At 47.4% G+C, this 15303-nt stretch carries 13 protein-coding genes and 1 pseudogene; 6 read left to right on the forward strand and 8 right to left on the reverse strand.

Annotated features, from left to right (window positions below; translation table 11 throughout):
• Positions 1-340: 340 nt before the first annotated feature.
• On the forward strand, positions 341-1984 hold the full coding sequence (locus GJR95_RS01155; protein ID WP_162384144.1) for a DUF1800 domain-containing protein: 1644 nt from the start codon (positions 341-343) through the stop codon (positions 1982-1984).
• A 41-nt stretch (positions 1985-2025) separates the two neighbouring features.
• Positions 2026-3534, forward strand: coding sequence for a DUF1501 domain-containing protein (locus GJR95_RS01160; protein ID WP_162384145.1), 1509 nt, complete (start codon positions 2026-2028; stop codon positions 3532-3534).
• Positions 3535-3549: 15 nt separating this feature from the next.
• On the opposite strand, the gene GJR95_RS01165 is transcribed toward GJR95_RS01160, so the two are convergent.
• Together GJR95_RS01165 and GJR95_RS01170 are read right to left on the reverse strand one after the other, a co-directional pair.
• Positions 3550-6198 carry an ABC transporter permease gene (locus GJR95_RS01165; RefSeq protein WP_232541042.1) on the reverse strand — a complete coding sequence of 883 codons (2649 nt, stop codon included), beginning with the start codon at positions 6196-6198 and terminating at the stop codon, positions 3550-3552.
• The gene (locus tag GJR95_RS01170) at positions 6195-6530 is read right to left on the reverse strand and encodes a PadR family transcriptional regulator (RefSeq protein ID WP_162384146.1); all 336 of its coding nucleotides are present in this window, start codon (positions 6528-6530) and stop codon (positions 6195-6197) included. The genes GJR95_RS01165 and GJR95_RS01170 overlap by 4 nt, the downstream gene beginning before the upstream one ends.
• 210 nt (positions 6531-6740) lie before the next feature.
• Between GJR95_RS01170 and GJR95_RS01175 the strand changes: the two genes are divergently transcribed.
• Positions 6741-7580: a crotonase/enoyl-CoA hydratase family protein gene (locus GJR95_RS01175; protein ID WP_162384147.1), complete on the forward strand. Its 840-nt coding sequence runs from the start codon at positions 6741-6743 to the stop codon at positions 7578-7580.
• A gap of 118 nt (positions 7581-7698) precedes the next feature.
• Positions 7699-8607 carry an SDR family oxidoreductase gene (locus GJR95_RS01180; protein WP_232541043.1) on the forward strand — a complete coding sequence of 303 codons (909 nt, stop codon included), beginning with the start codon at positions 7699-7701 and terminating at the stop codon, positions 8605-8607.
• A 35-nt stretch (positions 8608-8642) separates the two neighbouring features.
• Here the strand turns inward: GJR95_RS01180 and GJR95_RS01185 are convergent, their stop codons facing one another.
• Positions 8643-9143 (reverse strand): GNAT family N-acetyltransferase, encoded by a 501-nt coding sequence (locus GJR95_RS01185; RefSeq protein WP_162384148.1) that lies wholly within the window; start codon positions 9141-9143, stop codon positions 8643-8645.
• A gap of 110 nt (positions 9144-9253) precedes the next feature.
• Here GJR95_RS01185 and GJR95_RS01190 point away from each other — a divergent pair.
• Positions 9254-9777, forward strand: a pseudogene (locus tag GJR95_RS01190) (Uma2 family endonuclease).
• A 33-nt stretch (positions 9778-9810) separates the two neighbouring features.
• On the opposite strand, the gene GJR95_RS01195 reads toward GJR95_RS01190, so the two are convergent.
• The 4 genes from GJR95_RS01195 to GJR95_RS42470 form a co-directional block, all read right to left on the reverse strand.
• Positions 9811-10170 (reverse strand): cupin domain-containing protein, encoded by a 360-nt coding sequence (locus tag GJR95_RS01195; RefSeq protein WP_162384149.1) that lies wholly within the window; start codon positions 10168-10170, stop codon positions 9811-9813.
• Between the two features lie 58 nt (positions 10171-10228).
• Positions 10229-12124, reverse strand: a complete 1896-nt coding sequence (locus GJR95_RS01200) for a TlpA family protein disulfide reductase (protein WP_162384150.1) — start codon at positions 12122-12124, stop codon at positions 10229-10231.
• Positions 12125-12149: 25 nt separating this feature from the next.
• Positions 12150-13613, reverse strand: coding sequence for a sodium:solute symporter (locus GJR95_RS01205; RefSeq protein ID WP_162384151.1), 1464 nt, complete (start codon positions 13611-13613; stop codon positions 12150-12152).
• A gap of 703 nt (positions 13614-14316) precedes the next feature.
• Entirely contained in the window at positions 14317-14448 is a 132-nt protein-coding gene (locus GJR95_RS42470; protein ID WP_262889747.1) for a hypothetical protein, read from the reverse strand.
• A 56-nt stretch (positions 14449-14504) separates the two neighbouring features.
• Here GJR95_RS42470 and GJR95_RS01210 point away from each other — a divergent pair, with 56 nt between their 5' ends.
• Entirely contained in the window at positions 14505-14828 is a 324-nt protein-coding gene (locus tag GJR95_RS01210) for a hypothetical protein (protein ID WP_162384152.1), read from the forward strand.
• 25 nt (positions 14829-14853) lie between these two features.
• Here GJR95_RS01210 and GJR95_RS01215 read toward each other — a convergent pair whose 3' ends face one another.
• The gene (locus GJR95_RS01215; RefSeq protein ID WP_162384153.1) at positions 14854-15195 is read right to left on the reverse strand and encodes a winged helix-turn-helix transcriptional regulator; all 342 of its coding nucleotides are present in this window, start codon (positions 15193-15195) and stop codon (positions 14854-14856) included.
• Between the last annotated feature and the right edge of the window lie 108 nt (positions 15196-15303).

The following is a 15303-nucleotide window of genomic DNA, read 5'->3' on the forward strand; positions in this document are numbered from 1 at the left end:
GTTGTATGGATTGTGAGTCAGCTATCCATCTAGATTAAGAATGACTCTGAAGGCAGAGTGCACAGGATGAACCATTAATTGATCGCAATCATTCCTGTAAGTCCGGATCGATACGATTGAAACGGAATCAATCCTTCAGAAAATGAGTCTGGCAGACAGATTAATTGCCCTATTTACAAATGATGGAGTAATTGTGAACGATAAGTGAAAATTATTAGATAATAGAGAGTTACTATTTGCTATATCAGACGATTATGATCTAATTTGTTAATTATATGGTCTAATTTTATCGTAATGAGAGTGCTATTTAACTCCACTCTAAAAGTAAAATACTGCCTGAATGCCTTACCTGGACCCGTATACGACACCACTGACTGTTGAGAAAGCTGCACACCTGCTCAGACGGGCAACGTTTGGACCCACCCAAACTGAACTCACAAATTTTACGGGCCTGACAGCTTCGCAGGCAGTGCAACAACTGATCAATAACGCTAATTATTCACCTCCTCCGCCGGTTGATATCGATAGTACGAAGGCCACGGCTGGACAAACGTATCTGGACAAACCGTTTAATGGGGACCGTAATTTTGACTTCGGACATTATCTGCGTTACTGGTGGCTGGGGCTGATGACTTCCCAGACTGCACCTCCGAGTTTACTCGATAAACTGACACTTTTCTGGCAGAATCACTTCGTGACGACCCGCGAAGTGGTTGATGATTACCGCTTTGTGAATCAGTATCTGTTACTCCTACGCAATAACGCCCTGGGGAACTTTCGCACACTGGTTACAAAAATCAGTAAGGAGCCAGCCATGTTGCGCTATCTGAACGGGAACGAAAACGAGGTAGGTAAACCCAACGAAAACTACGCCCGAGAACTTCAGGAACTCTTTACGGTAGGGGCCGTTGACTTTGCTGGTAACAAGAATTACACAGAAGACGATGTAAAAGCCGCAGCTCGTGTGCTGACTGGCTGGAAATATACGAATTACTGGGTGGTAGGGTCAACAAGCTTTGCGACAACGTTTACCAACAGCAAGCACGATGCTACCAACAAAACGTTTTCAGCTCATTACAACAATACCGTCATAACTGGTCGCGCAACCGCGCCTTCGCCCACCGTTACAGCGGGTGACGCCGAGCTCGACGACCTGGTGACCATGTTGCTGAATCACCCTCAGACGTCCCGGTTTATTTGTCGAAAACTATACCGCTGGTACGTTAATCCCAATGTCACCCAGCAAATTGAAGACAATGTGATTGTGCCACTGGCACAGTTTTTTGCGAGCTCCGGGAATAATTATGCGATTCAGCCGCTCATCGTCAAACTGTTGACGAGTCAGATTTTCTTTGACGATTCGAACCGGGGAGCCATTGTAAAATCACCAGCAGAGATTGCTGTTGGATCGCTCCGGTTCTTCAACCAGCCCGTTCCGGACATGAACACCGACTACGCGGCATTTGACACCTATTTTAGCTTTGTTTTCTGGCGAATGCGTGATATGCAGATGGCCCTGATCGATCAGCCGTCGGTGTTTGGTTATGAACCTTATTACCAGACGGGTTATTCGAAAATCTGGATGAATACAACGACCATTGCCCTCCGTAGCGACTATACCGATGCGTTTATCTGGCGATGGCTTGAGGTAAAGCCAGGCTATAAAATGGGTATTGATCTGTTGGCCTGGGCTACCTCACTGCAACCTAATTTCTCCAATGTAGCCGGAACACCAGCCATTTCCTGCGCGGATGTGCAGGCCGCTTTTTCTAAAAACCTCTTTGCCATTGAGTTGCTTCAAACCCAGAAAGACTTTTTGATCGATACCATTATGATGCAGGGGATTCCGCGAACATCGTGGACATTTGAATGGAATGCCTATCGCAACGCCCCAAACGATACTAACAAAAGGAATGGCGTAACGTGGCGTCTACAGAACCTGATGAAGTATATGCTACGCATGGCTGAATACCATATTTCCTGAGCGGTTCATGACCTAAATCCTACAGCCAACCTGTTCTTACGATGAAACGCAGAGATTTTTTAACGGCGGCTTCGGCGAGTGTGCTGCCTGTGTTGCTAGATGGATTTGGTGTAAAGGCCATGGCTCGCCAGTCGGTCTTAGTACAATCCTTATTGGCGACAACGGCGCTCAATAGCGACCGAGTTTTGGTGATTGTCTACCTGAATGGGGGTAACGATGGGTTAAATACTGTTATTCCAATCGATCAACTAAGTGCCTATAATGGATTGCGGGCCAATATTGCGATTCCGCAAAACAAGATTCTGACGCTGGATGGAAATGCGGCTACGGGGCTGCATCCGGCCATGACCTGCATGCGCGACCTCTATAACAACGGAAAATTATCCATTGTCCATTCGGTATCCTATCCGAACCCGGATCAGTCTCATTATCGCTCAACCGACATCTGGATGACGGCCGTTGATGCCAATCAGACTTCAAACTCTGGCTGGGCTGGTCGGTACCTCGAAAACCAATTTCCGGGCTATCCGGCGGGTTATCCCAACACGCAAATGGAAGACCCGCTGGCGATTCAGATCGGTTACCTGACCTCAACGGCTCTGCTCGGCAGCCAACAGTCGATGGGCATTGCGCTCAATGACCCGAACAGTTTTTACCAACTGGTAGGGTCGGGCGACGCGACATCGCCGGGCGACGTACCCTGCTGCGATGCCGGTGATCTGATTGCCTTTATTCGGAAGCAGCAGTCGTTGTCGGTGGGCTATGCCGCCGAAATTAAACGCGCAGCCGATGCAGGCCGAAACCTGGCTACCTATCCTGACGATACGGCCAAAAATTCACTGGCCGATCAACTGAAAATTGTAGCCCGACTCATCCACGGCGGGTTGAAAACAAAAATATATTTTGTGTCGCTGGGCGGGTTCGATACCCATTCGACTCAGGTAGACAGTAGTGATGTGACCAAAGGTGAGCATGGCAACTTGCTGGGCAAACTATCGACGGCTATTGCAACGTTTCAGCAGGATCTGAAGCTACAGGGACTCGACGATCGGGTAGTTGGAATGACATTCTCCGAGTTTGGCCGACGGGCTAATTCCAATAATTCAAAAGGGACCGATCATGGCGTGGCGGCTCCCATGTTCGTTTTTGGTAATAGCCTCAAGCACCGAACCATTGGTCAGAATCCAGATCTGGCTAACCTGCCGGGCCAGACGGGCAGCAAAGACATTAACATGCAGATCGATTTTCGGCGTGTATACACCGATATCCTGAACGATTGGTTTGGCACGGCTCAATCAACGACCAACAATCTGTTATTCCGCGAATTCCCAACCGTTTCGTTGTTTTCTGATACAGTCGAAACGCTGGCATCCGGTAATTGGATGGATCAGTCAAAATGGACGGTTGGCCGGGTGCCTTTCGCCAACGAGTACGTTAAAGTTAATGCCGGGCATACCATGACGGTCAACCAAACGATAACGGTGAAGCAACTTCGGCTAAATGGAAAAATCAACTTTACCGGCCCCTACACGATCCGGATGACCGGGTAGGGGCTGGAATAGGGCTTATTCACTCTTCAATACGGTTGCCGGATTGCTTCGGGCGGCTTTTAACGTTTGTGAGCCAATAAGTAAAAAAGCGATGGCCATAACCACCAGTACACTAGTCAACAGGTCAGTCAGACCGATCGGTTGATGGTAAGCGAATTTGGCCAGAACGACCTTATCGAAGAAGAGATAGGTAGTGGGAAGGGCGATAAGTGTTGCGATGACGAGCAGAAACAGGAAACCTTTGCTTAATAGGAAAATTAGTCTTCCTTCACTGGCTCCCAGTACTTTACGGATGCTGATTTCCTTGAGTTTGGTTTCCGTTGTGAACACGACCATCCCAAACAGCCCCATCGATGCAATGCAGATGGCAAGGAAGGTAATGAACCCAATTACTTTGACCATAACTTCAAACTGGCGGTAGGCTTCCTCAATCTGGTCGTCGTAGAATTTAGCGTCTAATTGATGTACCTTATCGATTTTCCGCCAGGCATTGTCAATAGTAGCCAGGGTTGTTGGCAAGTTTGTCGATTTTATTTTGACATTCAGATACCCCCCGTTTTCTCCGGTATAATAGCGGAATACCATGGGTTCAATCTTGTTTTCCATGGTTCCGTAATGGAAATCTTTCAGTACGCCAACGATTGTCAATTTCTTGCCATCCATCGTCACCATTTCGCCCAACGCTTTAGCTGGATTGCGGTTCGCAATGTTGAATCGTTTTAATACCTGTTCATTTACAATAACTTCAGTTTCAGTTCCATTGACGGGTCGGGTTCTGAAATTTGTTCCAGCGATGAACTTATGCCGATGCAAAGGCAGATGCCGGGCATCGACCATATTGAGCCAGACGCCGGCCGAGTCCTGCGGATTTTTGTACTTCATCGACGATCCATTCAGGCTCCCCAGGCTGGTAACAAGCATTGATTGGGAAATATCGCTGACCTCCGGTATTTCAGCTAGTTCCTTTCTCAGTAACTCGGTTTTATTGCCCTGCATCCGGATGTTCAGAATATTTTCGGTGGTAAAGCCTAAATCGAACGAGATAAACCCCCGGTATTGACTGTAGCCAATAAGTGTTGCCGTAATAAAAATCAGCGAGAAGGTATATTGAATCACAATCAATGCTTTACGCATGCTAACATGCCGAAACATTTTGAGTGATGACGCATCTTTCAGAACCTGAATGGCCTGAATTCGTGAGAAAAACAATGCTGGTACGAATCCAGCTGCGATGCCAACTACAATGGCAAGGGCCAGAAAATAGAGAATAATCCGGGGAGAAAGATCGAGAGAAACAAGGCTATCTAATTGGGGGGCAAGGGCAAGGAACTGTGTTCGCAGCACTAAAAAAAGCCCCAGCGAAAATACCAGTGCCAGAAGAGAAATGATCACCGATTCGGCAACAAACTGGCCCAGTACATGGCCTTTCAGGGCACCAACTATTTTACGGATACCTACTTCGCGCGAGCGTCTCATCGAACGGGCAATCGACAGGTTGGTATAATTGAAACAGGCCGAGAGAATAACCACAAACGCCAGCCCGGCCAGTATCCAGACTACCGGTATGGGTATGCTGGCACCGATCTCGTTGACATAATGTGCACCTAACGCGATTTCGTCTAATGGTTGGAGTGATAATGTAATTTTACGGTTTTGAATACCCGCGTTTTCAGCTGCACTGAGTTTATCCAGATTCGCCTGGATGGCTTGCTTATTCGCATTTTCGGGAAGAACCAGGTAAACATAGTTGGAGTAAATACTTTTCCAACTCAGAAGCTCGCCATCTGCATCGGCTTTTTGCCCGAGTATAGACGCGAACGAAACCAGGGCTTCAAACTGGATGTGAGATAGTTTGGGAATATCTTTTACTACACCAGTGACCGTATAAGTCAGGGTATCGAACCGTACCGTTTTACCCAGTGCGTCGGCGTCTCCAAACAACTTTTTTGCAGTTTTTTCGGTCAATACCAATGAATAGGGCTCGCGCAATGCAGTCGAAGGATCGCCTTTGATCAGTGGGAAGGTGAATACCTTAAAAAACGATTGGTCTGCCCATGTTGCGGCAATCGGTATGATAGTTTCTTCATTTATCCGGGCATCACCCTGAAACTCCTTGCGGAGTAAGGTCATCGCTTCAATGCCGGGTATTGTTTCCCGAATTCGGTTTCCAGCTTTAATTGACGTAGACGCGAAATTCATTTCGGGCTGATCGATGATTTCATTTTTTGTAAGAATGCGGTACATCCGGCCCTTTTTTTCATGGAAATCATCGTAGGAGAGCAGGTCGGTGAGAAAGGCGATCACCAGCAATCCGACCGACATGCTGACCGCCAGTCCAATAATGTTAATGGCCGAAAATAATTTGTTGCGCACCAGACTGCGCCGGGAAGTTTTGAGGTAGCTGCCAATCATAATCCAATGGACTAAAAGGTTGAGGAATTCAGGCTTACGAACAGTATATAATCGGAAGAATTTCAGGACATCGATCACGTAAATCAACCGGGCTCTTTTTACGCTTTTGGTTTTCAGGTTTCGCTCGAAGTACTCATTCAGATCGCCCTGCAAATCTTCGAGCAGGTCGGATCGGCAGTACCAGATCAGCAGACGCTGGGCCCAGCGGGGCGGTAGAGGAGATTCGCTGTTTTGGTGGTTCGGTGCTTTCATATTGAGCCTTCCAGATTAAATCCAGGAATGATGCGCCAGAGCGATTCACGTACATCTTTGGCCTTGATCAGGGCGACTTTACCCGCGTGAGAAACCTCATAAAAGCGTTTGCGTTTGCCGCCCCGCTCACTGGTAGCTTCGCCTAATTTACTTTTCACCAATCCCTTCTCTTCAAGCCGGTTCAATACCGCGTGTACAACACCGAGCTTCGCTGCTCTGCCCGTATGTTTTTCTAATTCGTCGCAGATGGCCACACTATAAGCGTCGGTAATCAGGGCGGCAATTGTCAACAGGACTAATTCTTCAAATTCTCCCAGGTTGGTTCCTTTCATTGACCCGTTCGATTGGTTGTAGAATATTGATTAACTCACTAAATGTATGTAAAATAATTTTATTAACTCCTTATTTGTATGTAAAATATTTTTTGGCTTAATAAATGGAGTTAACCACGGGCTGGTTGGTCAGATATACACGCTGATGTTTGCGTTGCATTTGGTAATTCTACTACCTTTACGAAAACTGTATGCAAGCATACTATTGCTATGGAATCTACCTATAAAGCCTTATCACTTACTGATGCTGCCGGCGTAATGACTGTCACTTTACTGGGACCAGGTAAAGGAAATGCTATGGGGCCGGAGTTTTGGGAGGAACTTCCCAAAGCGATGGACGAGATAAATCGTAGGCCCGACATCCGATGCATTGTTTTTCGGGGTAGTGGCGATCATTATAGCTATGGCCTGAATCTGCCGCAAATGATGCCCAGGCTGGCTACCATGACAACCGGTACTGTTGTGGCGCATCAACGTACTGACCTGATGGCACAGATTCGGCAGATGCAGTCTGGATTTCAGAAAATGCATGAGTCGCCGAAGCCCGTTATCGTAGCGGTGCATGGCTGGTGTATTGGTGGTGGCGTCAACATGATTGCGGCTGCTGATATTCGGCTTTGCTCCCGCGATGCGAAGTTCAGTCTTCGTGAAGCCAAGCTTGCCATCACGCCCGATATTGGCGGTTTGCAGTTTTTGCCAACCATTATCGGCCAGGGGTTTACGCGCGAAATGGCCTTTACGGGTGCAGACTATGATGCCGCTTTTGCCGAACGAATCGGTTTGGTTAATCACGTATATGACACGCCTGACCAACTTTTTGACGCAGCGGCTACACTCGCCCGCCAGATTGCCGATAATCCCGCAACGGCCGTTCAGGGAGCCAAACGTGTACTGAACTACAGTCTGAATAAATCCATTGAAGACGGATTGCAGTACGTGGCCGTCTGGAACTCATCGCAACTTCAGTCCGACGATTTCAGTGAAGCCATTCAGGCCACAATGGAAAAACGCAAAGCAGAATTTAATAAAAAGACAAATCGAGGTTATTAAAGAGTGAATAAATGAATTATTGAATGATTGATTGAATACCTAATGAGTATAACAATTGACCATCGGTAACCTATTCATTCAATCATTTAATAACTCATTCACTCATCCCCCCTTACTAATGAACACGACAAGAATGCTCCGTGATGGAGCCATGCAGGGTAAAACGATAATCGTCACGGGTGGCGGAACGGGGCTTGGAAAGTCAATAAGCCGGTATTTAGTGCAACTGGGGGCTAATGTCACGATTTGCAGCCGTCGGCAGGCGGTAATCGATGAGACCGCGCACGAGCTGATGACCGAACCCGGACGACCCGCCGGTGCCGGGCAGGTGCTGGCCGTTGCCTGCGATGTTCGCAATCCGACGGAGATCGAAAATGTGATCAGTCAGACGATTGAGAAATTTGGCCGCATTGATGGATTGCTTAATAATTCGGCTGGAAACTTCATCAGCCCCACAGAACGGTTGTCGTATAAAGCGTTCGATACCATCGTGGACATTGTTTTGCGGGGCACCTATTATTTCACGCTTGCGGTGGGCAAATACTGGATTGAAAATAAGATACCCGGCACCGTGCTCAATATATCAACGACCTATGCATCAACTGGTTCGGGCTATGTTGTGCCGTCGGCAGTTGCTAAAGGTGGAGCGCTGATCATGACGAAATCGCTGGCCGCCGAATGGGGAAAATATGGCATCCGGCTCAATGCGATTGCGCCGGGCCCATTTCCAACAAAAGGGGCATGGGATCGATTGTTTCCCGAACCACTGGCCAGCATGATGGACCCTACTAGCCGCATTCCGCTCAAGCGTGTGGGTGAACATGGCGAATTAGCAAACCTGGCGGCTTACCTGCTGTCCGATTATTCCGGTTATATCACGGGCGAAACCATTACCATCGATGGGGGAGAAGTGCTGGCTGCTGGCGAATTCTCGCACCTGGAGCAGGTAACCTCCGAACAGTGGGACATGATCGAACAAACCATCAAACAGGCCAATCGCGCCAGTAAGAAAGAAGGGCAGGGGTAAGGCAGCGCAGAAGCCTGTTCTCAGGCGTATGGGGTCTACAGTTTCTTTTCATAGGCTAGAAACCGTAGACCCGGCCGGAAACCCAGTGTGATTTCACCAGAATAGGTATACCCCAGTTTTGGGAATAATCGCTGGGTGATCTGGTTTTCTGAATTTGTATCGATTCGTAAATAAGGAATGCCACGCTCAAGGGCTATTGTTTCGGCCTGAGTGAGCAATGCAGCCGCTACACCCTGACCACGGAAAGCGGGGTCAACGGCGAGCCGATGGGTGACAATGGCCCGTTGGCTGAGGTCGAACCCAACCTGTGCGTATTCGGGTTCCTGATCTTCGGTCAGGGCGGCTACCCCGGCAAGTTGGCCGTCTATATCAGCTACCCACAGCTGATTTTTAGCTATATCCTGACTAAAAACGGCTTCATTTGGGTAGTGGTCATCCCATTGGAAATTTCCTGCTTCGCGCATCAGCGGCACGATATGCTTGAGGAGGTTTAGTAAAGCTGGAAGGTCGGCAGTGGTGGCGGGGCGAATCGTCATCGGTGGTTACTTGCTAATTGCACGCAAATACGGTATTTTACCTATAATTAACCAGAGTAAGTGCTGTTATGGAACTGGAATTTCCGGTTATATTGAAGAAGCTGGAGGTGATGACAGATGACGAGTTCTTCGCATTTTGTCGGGCAAATGACCCTCTTGAGTTTGAACGGGATAAAATCGGAAATATCATTATTATTTCATCTGCCGGATCAAAAACAGGATTGCGTACTATTACAGTGGCAGGAGAATTGTATGCATGGAATAAATACAGTGAATTAGGATACGCATTCGATTCATCTACTGGATTTAAATTGCCCAATGAAGCAACTCGTTCTCCAGATGTAGCCAAGATACAAAAAGATCGCTGGGAAGCTAATACCGATGACCAGCAGGAGAAGTTTGCCCCTATTTGTCCTGACTTTATTAGTGAACTTCGTTCGGCGAGCGACGATCTGAAATACCTTCAGGAAAAATGGAAGAATACCGGGAGAATGGATGCTTATTAGGCTGGCTCATCGAACGGAAAGTAGAACAGGTGTTTATTTATCGACCTGGCCAACCGCTCGAAACGATTCCCTCATTTACTCAAACGCTTTCGGGTGAAATGTGCTACCAGGCTTTACCTTCGATTTAGCACTGCTGACACGTTAGTAGACTCTGGTTCAGCTTATTCGACAACAACACGATCTCCGTGGCTTTTGGGCATTGATGTTACGGTAAAGACAAGGTCACTTGATGAATCGTTACGCATCTTATGGGCAACCAATGGAGGAATCTCAACGCCTTCATTCGCTGTCAAACGAGTTGTTTTATCCCCGATTTCCAGAGTTGCTTCTCCCGAAAGGACAAAGAAAAACTGACGGGCTTTCTGGTGAAAATGCTTCACTTCCGATGTGCCGGGTGGCATCCGTTCCTGAATGATGCTCAATGAATCCGATTTCACTAAATGCCAGCCATCGCAATTATCACCCCAGACGTAATGCTCGGCATTGTTGATGCTAACCGTTATATCAGACTTCTTTCTCATCGGATGAAACAACGGGATATCAACGAAAGGAAGCTATATGATTTCTCTTTAAGGGCACTTATTTTCCTTCCTTAAGCATTTCAACGACCAGGGTCAGCTCATTAACAGTCGTCTCGGGATCGCCGGAATAGCCAATCTGGCGGTAGCGAACACGTCCGTTTGTGTCAATAACCACCTTTGTCGGAATACCCAGAACCTTATAGGCTCTCGATACGCGCTGACTGGCATCGACCGGTACCGTGAATCCGTATGGATGTTTGGCCATGAAATTGTGCACCCGCTGTATGGGGCCACCTTCACGGGTGTTAACGAATAAAAAACGCACATTAGGGTCGTTCTGAAAGCGTGTCTGCGCTTGCTGCATCGCCGGAAACGAAGCGATACATGGCCCACACCAGGTTGCCCAGAAATCCAGAACCACCACTTTGCCGCGCAATGAAGCCGACGAAATGGTACGTCCCTGCAAATCGGTCATCGAGAAGGCAGGTGCTGGTTCGTTGATGAGAATCTGCCGAAGTTCATCGCGTTGATCGGCCCGAAGGTCGGCTTCGAGTTCGGTTAGATAGGCATCAGCTTTTGCGACAGTATTACCGGGTTGCTTGGCATACCAGTCGCGGAGAGCCGTTTTAAGTCGGGGGGTAGCTTTACCTACCTGAATAGCGGCTTCTGCCATTGGTTGAGCATCAGTGGCATGATTGGCCTGAAGGGCGCACAGGAAATACCGTTCATTGGTTCTTGGGTCACTATTTTCGACATCATCAGGCAAAATAACATCCTGATAAGCAGTATACGCTTCCCCGTACCTGGCCTGTTGCTCAAGTACGCGGGCGTAGGTGTTCATTAATTGCCGTTGGCGGGTTTGTTTCTCGGTTTCCCAGTTCCCGGATATCGTAGCCGGTTTAGGTTGGGTTTTCAGAACAACCATGGCACGCTTGATCAACTGCTCGGCTTCGGGTAGCGACCGTCGTTCATCAGCTAATTGAAAGGCCATCGTATTTAGCATCAGCACATCGGTATGCGATACAGGTTGCTGATCGACAAACGGTACTAAACCCCGAATGTCATTGTTTTTAAAATACCCATCCGTCATCATAACCGTCAATGCAGGCAGATAGGATGAATTGGGAAACTCCTTTTGATAAGCCTGATAAGCTGCCTTTTTACGATTCCAGTCGGTTTCGTTCCGAACCACTGTAGCTCGATCTTTTTGCATGAGCGAACCCGCAGGATCGAGAGTTTTCATCCGCTCGCGAAGGGCATTTGATTTGGGAAAATCCCCCATGCTTTCGTATAACTGAGCTGCTGCTGTGAGTTCTATAGCTGTTGGGGTTGGGCGGGAAGCCAGATAAGTCTCAATACTCGTTTTTACTTTGGGCCCATATCCTGGCTTCTTCTGGTTGATCTGTGCGGTCAGGTAATCCGACCAGTAGATGGGATAAAAATCAGGATTTTGCTGAAACTCCTGCGAATAGAGCGAAATGACCCGATTCTGGTCAGGACGGCCACCAAGTTCATACAGGAAATGGCTACGCGTAAACACCGATGCCTGTCCGGCAAGCGCATGCGGTACGAGTTGCCCATTCGCATCGAAGAGTGGGATGGCATACAACAGCCCTTTGTTCAGATCGACACGCTTGGGTTGTTTGCTATTTCGGAAGGCGAGCATTGTACCGGCAACATTTTTTAAAGGGATGTAAATTTGCCCGATAAAAACGTCGCCCTGCCGAACAAGGGTAGTCGTAGTGGGACGACTCAGGTGCATGGTACCCGGTAATCCATAGAACATAAATCGCCCTTCAACAGTGCTGTCGGTTGCCAAGGGGGTAGACTGTGGCGAGTAGGTAAAAGAAACGGTTTGCCCAACCTGTGGTTTTTCGGGGGTAAAGCGCAACTGGGCGAGCACTGCGCTATGAATAACCAGGGAAAAAAGCAGTGCAAAAAGATTGATTCTCATAACGTAAAAAGATAAATAGTCTGGTTTATACCGCCACTGGTTCCTCTTTTCTTATCGGTTTCGATACGGCTAGTAAGCCGACGAACGTAAACAGGCCATTTAGCAGCAAACGCTCGAATCCGAACTGATAACCGCCAAACCAGGCTACAGAATTTTCATTGACAACATACGTCAATACGGGCGACGCCAGGCAAATAAAGGGCACCAGACGATCAATAACAGGCCGTTTACTAAAGATTCCGAACGCATATAAACCGAGCAGTGGTCCGTATGTATAGCCAGCAATGTCGAATACGGCGGTGATCACCTCTTTGCTGTTCAGTTGGCGAAAGACAATAATAACAACATAGAAAAGCAGCGAAAAGCCGATGTGTACAATGTGTTTAATGCGCGACCGTTCCGCTTCCGGGCGACTTTCGACATTCATAAAATCGACACAAAAAGAGGTTGTCAGGGCAGTCAATGCCGAGTCGGCACTGGCGTAGGTTGCGGCTGTGATACCGAGCAGGAAGGTAATGGCAACGACTAAACCAAGGTGATTCAGGGCAAGCAACGGGTAGAGATCATCGGTGCGGGCCGGAATAGATATACCTTCCTGCTGTGCATACTGATACAGCAGTACGCCCAGGCTCAGAAACAGAAAATTGACCACGACCAGCGTACAGGTGAACCAGAACATATTTTTCTGAGCCTCACCAATGTTTTTGCAGGTCAGGTTTTTCTGCATCAGATCCTGATCCAGGCCAGTCATAACAATGGCAATGAACGTCCCGGAAATAAACTGTTTAAAGAAATTCTTGGGGTCGTTACCGTCCCAGTAAAAGATCTGGGACATCGGGCTGTCACTCACTGTCTTCACCAGTCCGCCAAACGATAAATGAAGCTCTTTCGAGATCAGAAAAATAGTCAGAATAACCGCAGTTACTAAAAATACGGTCTGGAGTGTGTCGGTTACGATAATCGTTTTAACGCCACCCTTAAAGGTATAAATCCAGATCAGCCCAATCGTAATCAGTACGGAAATTTCGAATGGGATACCCAGAGGGGTAAACAGGGCGATTTGCAATACACCAGCAGCCACATAGAGCCGAACGGCCGAACCGACGGTTCGCGAGAGAAGAAAAAAGCCCGCTCCCGTCTTGTATGACCAGAAGCCAAAGCGTTTTTCGAGGTAGCCATAAATAGAAATCAGGTTTAGTCGATAGTAAAGCGGCATCAGCACGGAACCAATGACGAGGTAGCCAATGATGTAACCCAACACCACCTGAAAATACGAAAATCCAATTTTGCCAACAGCGCCGGGCACCGAGATAAAGGTTACCCCCGATAACGACGTCCCGATCATGCCGAAAGCGACTAACCACCAGGGCGATTGCCGGTTAGCGGTAAAAAACGTGTTGGTATCGGCTCCTCTGGCGGTGTAAAAAGAGACGGCGATCAACATTCCGAAATAGGCAATCAGGATCACTAACGCAACGGTGGTATTCATGCAGTGTAAGGCAACTTTATGGCGTAAAATCAGGTACTCTTAAGCAAGGTAATGGCTTTTAAAAGCGGCTATTTTTCTGTAAATCTTCACTATAAGTTATATTGCGTTGATTCACAGGTGATTTGCCTTATCGTGCTGAAACAATACATCGAATCGCTTTCAATAGCATACAAAAATACAAAACCCCGGCTACTTATCGCAGTCGGGGTTTTGTATGTGATTGGGTAGTTTTGGTGAATAGGGGATAATTCGCGGTTCTGTTTCTTGAGCCCCTGCAATTTTCTCTTGATTGGTTATTTTAAAGCGAAGTGAGAACTGGCGAAACAAACCTAGAACAATCGATACCTGTTTGTTATCCTGATCCCATAGGTTAGGTTAGGAAATTCCTGTCAATGTATTGTTTGACAGGAATTTTTGTTATAAACATTTTTTCAATTTGCTCCCAAAAAACGACTCCGACGTTAACCGTGCCGGGGTAGAAATATAACGAAACATACGGCTACTTACTCGGTAATGTATTGCTTGGGAAACTGGAATAGGAATCCCAAACTAAGGGACGGGTTATGGAGCTGGTTCAGGAACCTCATGGCTACCTCTCTGGGGGTTACTGGGACGGTCTGAATAACCATTTCCCGCGTCAGCTCCGCACGGAGCATTGGTGGTAGTCGCCGTGGTTCGTCTGGGCAATATTCTGGCAGCGGGTTCACTTGCTCTTCAGGTAGTCAACCAAATCACAGATATCGGCATAGTAAGCAAAGAAGTTGCCCGACTGAGCCGTGCACCGTAGCCGAATCGTCAGAAACTTTACAGGTTGTTTGCCTGTAAAACTGACCATGCACTCTATAGGCTCAGGGTTTAGGCAATGTGCATGATTTAAATCGGGGGTCCGTTGTGACAGCTCTGGCCGCCCTGACCGACAGTACGTTTATTCCTCGGGTCAATCAGGCTATCACAGCCGAGCGAGTCAAGTGGCACACATTCGTCAACAAGCTGGGCATTTCTGATCCAAGTTCGCAGGTCAGCTTTGTTTGCATTGACCTACAAAAGCCTTATGTTGAGGTGGCCGCCCGGTTTACCCAACATGGAATTCGGGTTGATCGGGCCTTGCCTCCCTATGACACCTGGATTAGGGTAATCATTGGTATATCCAAGGAAAATGGGAAATCCCAGGCCGTTATACTTCAGGTTTGCTCAGCGAAATCGTATATGAAATAGAAACAATTGCTTGAACCCACGACAATTATTTACCGACAATTTCTTTCCTAAAATGCTTGCCCCAGTTTCGCAATTCGACTAAAAGATTTTGTAGTGACTGACCAAGTGGCGTTAACGAATATTCCACTGTAACAGGCATCCGGTCGTAAAGTGTGCGGGTAATAATTTGGTTTTCTTCCAGCGACTTTAATTCCTGCGATAGCATTTTGGGCGATATATCGGGCATATCTCGGTGGATTTCCCCAAATCGTTTTGTTCCATAAGTCAAGGATATAACAATAGGAATACGCCATTTACCTTGAATTACTTCCAACGCATCTCTTGCCGCCATTAATTCATATTGGCAGGCTGCTTCAGTACTTTTCATAAGCTAACTAAATAAAGCGTAGTTACCTTTTAGTAACTAGTTACTAAAAGGTAACTACTATCTTTTGGTAAGTAAATGTAGCTAGATTTGCTTCATTGATAACCATTT

The sequence above is a fragment of the Spirosoma endbachense genome, assembly GCF_010233585.1.
GTDB classification, from domain to species: Bacteria; Bacteroidota; Bacteroidia; order Cytophagales; family Spirosomataceae; genus Spirosoma; species Spirosoma endbachense.